This is a genomic window from Labrys sp. 22185 (genome assembly GCF_052045555.1).
GTDB classification, from domain to species: domain Bacteria; phylum Pseudomonadota; class Alphaproteobacteria; order Rhizobiales; family Labraceae; genus Labrys; species Labrys neptuniae.
This window is the reverse complement of record NZ_JBQEPH010000083.1, coordinates 1-6,607: the sequence shown is the minus strand read 5'-3', so window position 1 is coordinate 6,607 and position 6,607 is coordinate 1. Positions and strand designations below refer to the sequence as shown.

At 53.4% G+C, this 6,607-nt stretch carries 4 protein-coding genes and 1 pseudogene; 4 read left to right on the top strand and 1 reads right to left on the bottom strand.

Annotated elements, in window-relative coordinates:
- A partial coding sequence (locus tag ACTJKX_RS37575) for a hypothetical protein (protein ID WP_440727440.1) occupies positions 1-208 on the top strand: 208 nt, incomplete at its 5' end.
- A gap of 25 nt (positions 209-233) precedes the next feature.
- Here the strand turns inward: ACTJKX_RS37575 and ACTJKX_RS37570 are convergent.
- Entirely contained in the window at positions 234-1,247 is a 1,014-nt protein-coding gene (locus ACTJKX_RS37570; protein WP_440725573.1) for an IS110 family transposase, read from the bottom strand.
- A gap of 64 nt (positions 1,248-1,311) precedes the next feature.
- Between ACTJKX_RS37570 and ACTJKX_RS37565 the strand changes: the two are divergent.
- The 3 genes and pseudogenes from ACTJKX_RS37565 to ACTJKX_RS37555 form a co-directional block, all read left to right on the top strand.
- Positions 1,312-2,294, top strand: a pseudogene (locus tag ACTJKX_RS37565) (IS3 family transposase); the annotation flags it as partial.
- Between the two features lie 1,195 nt (positions 2,295-3,489).
- Positions 3,490-4,212, top strand: coding sequence for a hypothetical protein (locus tag ACTJKX_RS37560; protein WP_440728441.1), 723 nt, complete (start codon positions 3,490-3,492; stop codon positions 4,210-4,212).
- 70 nt (positions 4,213-4,282) lie between these two features.
- On the top strand, positions 4,283-6,607 hold a 2,325-nt coding region (locus ACTJKX_RS37555), incomplete at its 3' end, for a hypothetical protein (protein WP_440728440.1).

Here is a 6,607-nt window from a genome sequence, read left to right as displayed (position 1 = left end):
ATCTATGGACGGCTCTCCCGGTGCAAGCGATTTGAGCGGTTTCCCGGCGGACTTGGGTGCCAACATCTATCCGGCGTCGCCAGGATGTTGGCGCGCCCAAATGGGTAATCCGCACGGCGTGAGCCTCAACAACTGGGCGGCTTCGAAGAGCCATTATAAAAGTCAGGTTCCTCACGCACCGATCACGTCGGCCGGTACACTTCTCTGATCGTTCACACCTCTCCGGACGTCCGTCAGGCCGCCCGGTATTCCGTTCCCCTGTTCAACATCGCGAAGATCACACGCGCGTTCTTGTTCGCTACAGCAACGATCGTTTTGGCGGCGCCGCGTCGAACCTGAAGATCCCTGATCCAGGTGCTCTGGGCATCATCGCGAGTTGCCGATGTGCGCACTACAGCTCGTGCGCCATGGATCAGCAGGGTCCGCAAATGGCGATCTCCGCGCTTGGAGATACCGAAGAGACGCTGCCGGTTGCCGCTTGAGTGCTGCCGAGGCACGAGCCCCATCCACGCCGCAAGATGTCTGCCATTGGTAAACTCGGCTCCGTTGCCAACGGCAGCGACAAGTGCGGTCGCGGTTTTTGGACCTACCCCTCTGATTTTTGCAAGGCGGCGACAGGTCTCGCTCGAGCGGAAGATTTTCTCGATCTCTCTATCGAACCAGGCAATCTGCTTGTCGAGTGAGAGAAAGACAGCGTAGAGCTGCGCCAGCATCGACCGGAAGACAGCGCTGATCTCTGACGCACCATCCTCCAGCAAGATCCGGATCTCGCGCCGAGCGCGGGTGATGGATTGGGCAAATGCGATGCCCCTGTCGAGCAACAGGCCGCGCATCTGGGCGACCAACGCAGTTCGGTGGTTCACCAGTCGCTGTCGGCCGCGGTGAAGCGCCTGGATGTCCTGTTGCTCAAGTGTCTTGCCGGGGACGAACCTCATATGGGGTTGTCTCACGGCACGGCAAATTGCAGCGGCATCGTTGCGATCATTCTTCTGATGCTGAGCAAACGGCTTGACGTATTGCGGAGCAATAATCCGGACCCGATGCCCTGCCGCCTCGAACTGACGCTGCCAATAGAACGCACCAGTGCAAGCTTCAATCGCGATGGTGCATGGCGAGAGCGCCTGAACTTCAGCCATCAACCGATCGCGCCGGACCCGTCTTTGCAGGACTACGTTGCCTTCAGCATCTTCGCCATGCAGCTGGAAGACGTTCTTCGCCAGATCGATGCCTACGAATGCCACATCCATGTTCCATCTCCTTCTGGTTGAGGCCTACAACCTCGGGCGAATAGGGAGAGCCGTCCATCCCATTAATTGGAAGAAGCGTTATGGCGGTTTGATGCCGTCGGAGGTCAAGCGCATGCGCCAGCTTGAGGACGAGAACAACCGGCTGAAGAAGATCGTCGCCGACCTGACGCTCGACAAGGCAATGTTGCAGGATGTCCTGTCCAAAAAGCTCTGAAGCCTGTTCGCCGCCGGCGGCTTGTGGATGAGGTTCGGGCGGACTGGAAGGTGTCGATCCGCCGGGCCTGTGCGACGTTTCTGATCGACACGTCGCTCTATCACTACAAGTCGAAGCGCGGCGACCAGGCCGTCTTGAAAGCCAGGATCAAGGAGATCACGGCGACGCGGGTGCGCTACGGTTACCGGCGCGTCCATGTGTTGCTGCGTCGGGAGGGATGGCCCGTGAACGCCAAGCGAATCTATCGCCTCTACAAGGAGTTGGGGCTGCAAATCCGCAACAAGACGCCAAGGCGACGGGTGAAGGCGAGGCTGCGGGAAGATCGGGCACAGGCCGTGCACTCCAACGATGTTTGGGCCATGGATTTCGTTCACGACCAATTGGCTACCGGCCGCAAGATCCGCGTACTGACCGTCGTCGACACCTTCTCGCGCTTCTCGCCCGCGGTCGATCCGCGGTTCAGCTACCGGGGAGAAGACGTCGTAGCGACACTGGAGCGTGCCTGTCGATCAGTCGGCTATCCGAGGACGATCCGGGTCGACCAGGGATCGGAATTCATCTCCCGCGATCTCGACTTGTGGGCCTATCAGCGCGGTGTCGAGCTGGACTTCTCCCGGCCGGGCAAGCCAACGGATAACGCCTTCATCGAGTCCTTCAACGGCAAGTTCCGCAGCGAATGTCTCAACGCCCACTGGTTCCTGACGCTTGACGACGCCCGCCTGAAAATGGAGGAATGGCGTAAGGACTACAATACCGTCCGACCCCACAGTGCCATCGGCAATAAGCCGCCGATTTCGCTCACGAAAGGCTCATCGGCAGCTTCCGCCCTCTGAGCCCGACACCCCGGAAGTTCTGGCCCGGGGCGATCCAAAGACGGGGAGCACCTCATTTGCGTCCGAAGAAATACTCATGGGTGGACCAGTTCAAGGGGCGCAGGCCAACAACGGAATTTTATTCCCATTCCAAAAGGTTTTGGGCGGCGTAAGTTTTTTATAAAGCATGCCGTCTCCAAAGGACTAATTGCTCACACCCGCCAAACGGCTAAATTGCGCGCGCCGGTTGTGGCGGGTGCCGTTTTTCCTCCCAATCTGCCCCGGGCTGGGGCTGTCGGGAGATTCTCCAGGTTGGGCAGGATTTCTCAAGCAACGTTCGTGGTTCTATTGTGAGTGGAATTGCTGGAGAGTGAGTGTGCCTGACAAGTTCGCAACGATGCCTGCTCTTGATAGACCACCCAAGATCGGGGCAATCGAAGTGACTGTCTGATTGTGATTTGATTATTCTAATTATACGATAATTATACTACGTGTTATCTCCAGTTTGGCAAGTTTAATTCTCAGACGATGTTCGATTGCGTTCTGTATTTAATGAAGAAGGGGATCAATAATGGCTTATCTAGATGAATAAAGACGAGCTTTGGCGCATGATAGTGCGCCGACATTTATTAAAATCCTCAAAGAGCAACTCGCCAACCCTTGAAGTAGATATATACATCAATAATAGTTCGGAATTTGAGTTTTTTACCAATTCAAGACCCAAAATTATGAGTTACCCCTAAGGTAATTAGGCTCTATTATATGTGTCGCTTGTGAGTGGAAGGATCTTTTTTCTGTAAATGGTTGTTTGATTGACTTTGTCGCAAGGTCCGGTAGCCGGATGGTTTTATTGGCAGCTGAGTTCGTGTCGGCAGCGAGCCCAGACTTGAAAATTCTCCAGGCTTGTATTGGCGAGGGATCGCGATCGTCACAGGCGCATGGCAAAATTGACCATGCGCAGGGAATCTTAGGTGGGGGAAAGCGAATATGGACGGTTCTGGACAGCGAGTTTCTGAACTTTAGAGTGTAGAAGATCACCGGACGTGGGCGCGCTATCGATCAATCGTCTTGGCCGCAGTGTGCCACAAATGAATTGTTAATGATGAAGTGATCCCCGGGCAAATGCAAGTGCAATGAGTGACGATCCCGGATTGGACGATGCGGCTCATGTGATTGCCTGTTGAATAAAAAAGAAACCTCCTCAAGGGATTTTTCCATGCGCGCACTTTATTTCGATGTATGTTCAATGAAAAGAATTATTTCGATTATATTTTTGGTTATTTTATCCGGATGTTCCGGTGATTCCCAAAAGGGAGATGTTGATACTTATCTTGGAATGTTCATTTGGAGAAATGCGGCAAACGGAAAAGACATTGCTGCAGCCTTCTTAAATGATAGCATTACCCTTCAAGTCGCTACAGATCCGCATAATTTGGACGTAAGCTCTCAGCGAAATCAACTTGAGCATATCGCTGCCGTTGCGGGCATCAGAATCCACAATATCTCTACGCCTATGGAAATATTGAATCTGTATATAATAAATAGAAGTAACATAATTGAATTAATGTCAGATATAAATTTTCAAAAAATAATGAATGAATACTACATACCGGCGTTTCATCATAACGAGATAAATAAATTTGCAAAAAAAGCGATATCAAATTCGTCTCCGTGCGTTACAGTATCCTTCCCAACGCCAGACAGGAGCACCGTAATATCGTATGTCATAATAAACAATTTTAGAGATGAATGTGAAATAAACAATCTATATTATGCATTTGGGATCGTTTCCAGAGGAAACCACGTGCAAGACGACGTTGCTTTGTGCATTTTGTACGAAGCTCGTCGTAGAAATCTGCGCGTAAAAGAAGATATTTCTAGGGCTATCCCAAATATTGAGCCTGCTTGTCGCAAGAAATGGGACAGGAGCGATCATTAAATTATTGTCAATTCATCGCAAGACCTATCGCCGTTCTTCCACCGAATTTTTCTAGTTTGGGCTAAACACTATGGAACCTTCTTCTCAGGTTAACCCTCTGCTGCGTCCTTTTCTTGTCATGTATGGCGGACGGATTACCGAGCTTGGCTACAAAGGGAATTGGTCCGGGATTACGGCTTCCGTCACTGTATTGGGTGGCCAGTTAAATTACAATATTTTGGGCGACACGCCTGGATGGTCGGGGGCATATGTCGTTGGCAATAATCCTTATTTTACTGGCGCTGTAAATTTTACAGGCAATAGCCACAATATGACAGGAACTATTCAGCATGGAATTCCTTTGACTGGAATAGCCTCCATTTATGTTGCCAATACCTTCGATGAACAGGGGAGGCGGACCGATACTGCGTTAGGAGGCTCGATTGGTGTTCCCGAAGCGCCATCTCTGTTCAGTGCGAGCGCTCAGGTCGGGATTGTACCCGTCGATCCTCCGGGAGTTGGAGCCTGGATCCAGTCCGTTCCTGGTAGTGATATTCCGACCTATTTTGGATATATGAACTTGCCGTCCTCAAGTGGTGTCGTAAGAGGGTGGTTGGCGGCGGGTAACGGAAATGGGAAGAATCCGTACACTGTTCCCTACGATCCATCTCAAATGGCGAATGCGATATTTTATCCTGCGGCTCATTCGGATATCAGGCAGCAAAAAGACTACAATTCCGGTTCCGCTAACTATTGGTCGACGTTCATCGACAGCGCAATCCACACTATCGTGGACGGTATCGACGGTATTGGGCCGTTCATTGCCAATCAGTTTGATGGAATAGCCACCCAATATAGCAATTGGGTTTATGGCGGAGAATTCGCGCCCTTACCTACAAATTGGGGCTATGCGGAAGACAGTGCCTTACTGAAGCGCGCTGCCGATGAATATACTTCGGGCGAATGGGCTCTGGTAGAGAATCCGAGGGCCGCCAATCCGTTGGATCCTTACTGGCTGACCTTGAATGGGCGTCCGGTCGCCACCACGGGATATAATGGTTCCGGCTCTGGGCCAATTCCTCCGGGGCAATATGGCGACGTCACGGAGCGCCTTGCCAAGCGGAACATTCTTAACATGGTCATTCCCTCGACAAAGGAGGAACTGGCCGCCACAGGGTTTGCGCTTCCCATCGATAGTCCCGAGGCGCTTTCGGGAAGCAACAGTCAATACCCTGCCAACATCCATTTCGCCTTCAATCCAGCTGACCCATTGGGCTGGGCTGCGGACAATGGCGATTTTTCGGCGATCGCCCGGATGGGCGTACCACCTTTCCGCGTTCCTCCGAGCTTCACGGGCGCGCCCAACACCGTCAATCCCGATGCGTATTCCCTGAACAATCTGCCGGCCTCCAGGCTCCGCTCGATCATCGATGCGGGCGGCCAATCGCAACTTCAGAACCCCTATAGATCCTGGTCCGATTTCGACGCTGCCCAAGCCACGAGTGCGTTTCTGGCTGGCGGCAAGCTGCCGGGCTCACTCAACTTCAACGCCTTGAACCGGTTGGGCAACCGCATTCTGGCGGACCTGAACAGGCTGGCTCCGCAGGCTACCCCGACAATTGGTGGATCGTCGGGAAGGATTCCGGTGCCACCTGGTTACACCCAGCAACTGTCGAGCTTCCATGCCGCAGCAACCGCACCTATTTCGCCCTCACAGGCTCTGCCGAGCAATTTTTCGACGCCCTCCGGTTGGCAACTCCTCAGCAACAATGGCTATGGCGGGATTGGTCTGGGTAACGGCGCCGTCATCGGATACAATCCCAATTTCGCGAATGGGCGTGTTCCCGGCATATCGTTTACAATTCCTCTTCCTCCTTTTCCTGTCATCCTGGATCTGGACGGCGACGGGCTTCGCATCGATCCCTTGTCGTCGTCGACCCAATTCGTCGACCAGAATGGAGATGGGTATCACAGCCGTATCGCCTGGGCTGGGAAGGGCGATGGTGTCCTTGTCCTGGATGCCGATCACGACGGCAAGCTCAGCAATGCCAAGGAGTTTGCCTTCACCGAATGGGATTCGACCGCCAAAGGCGATCTCGAAGCTCTGAAGAACATCTTCGACACCAATCACAACGGCAAGCTCGACGCCGGCGACGCCAAATGGGCGGATTTCAAGGTTCTTGTCGACGGCCAGATGAAGAGCCTGAGCGAGCTTGGCATTGCCTCCATCGATTTGACGCCGTCAGGCAGCGGACAGAGCTTCAGCGACGGCTCGGCGATTACGGGCACCACCACCTTCACGCGAACCAATGGCACGACGGGTGCGGCTGGCGATGCCGTCCTGGCCACGGAATCGGGCAGCTATATCGTCAAGCAGACGAAGACCACGAACGCCGATGGGTCGGTCACCACGGAT

Bases quoted from the DNA above. Each gene is read 5' to 3' on its own strand.
- ACTJKX_RS37570 (WP_440725573.1), bottom strand. From the start codon at position 1,247: ATGGATGTGGCATTCGTAGGCATCGATCTGGCGAAGAACGTCTTCCAG.
- ACTJKX_RS37560 (WP_440728441.1), top strand. From the start codon at position 3,490: ATGCGCGCACTTTATTTCGATGTATGTTCAATGAAAAGAATTATTTCG.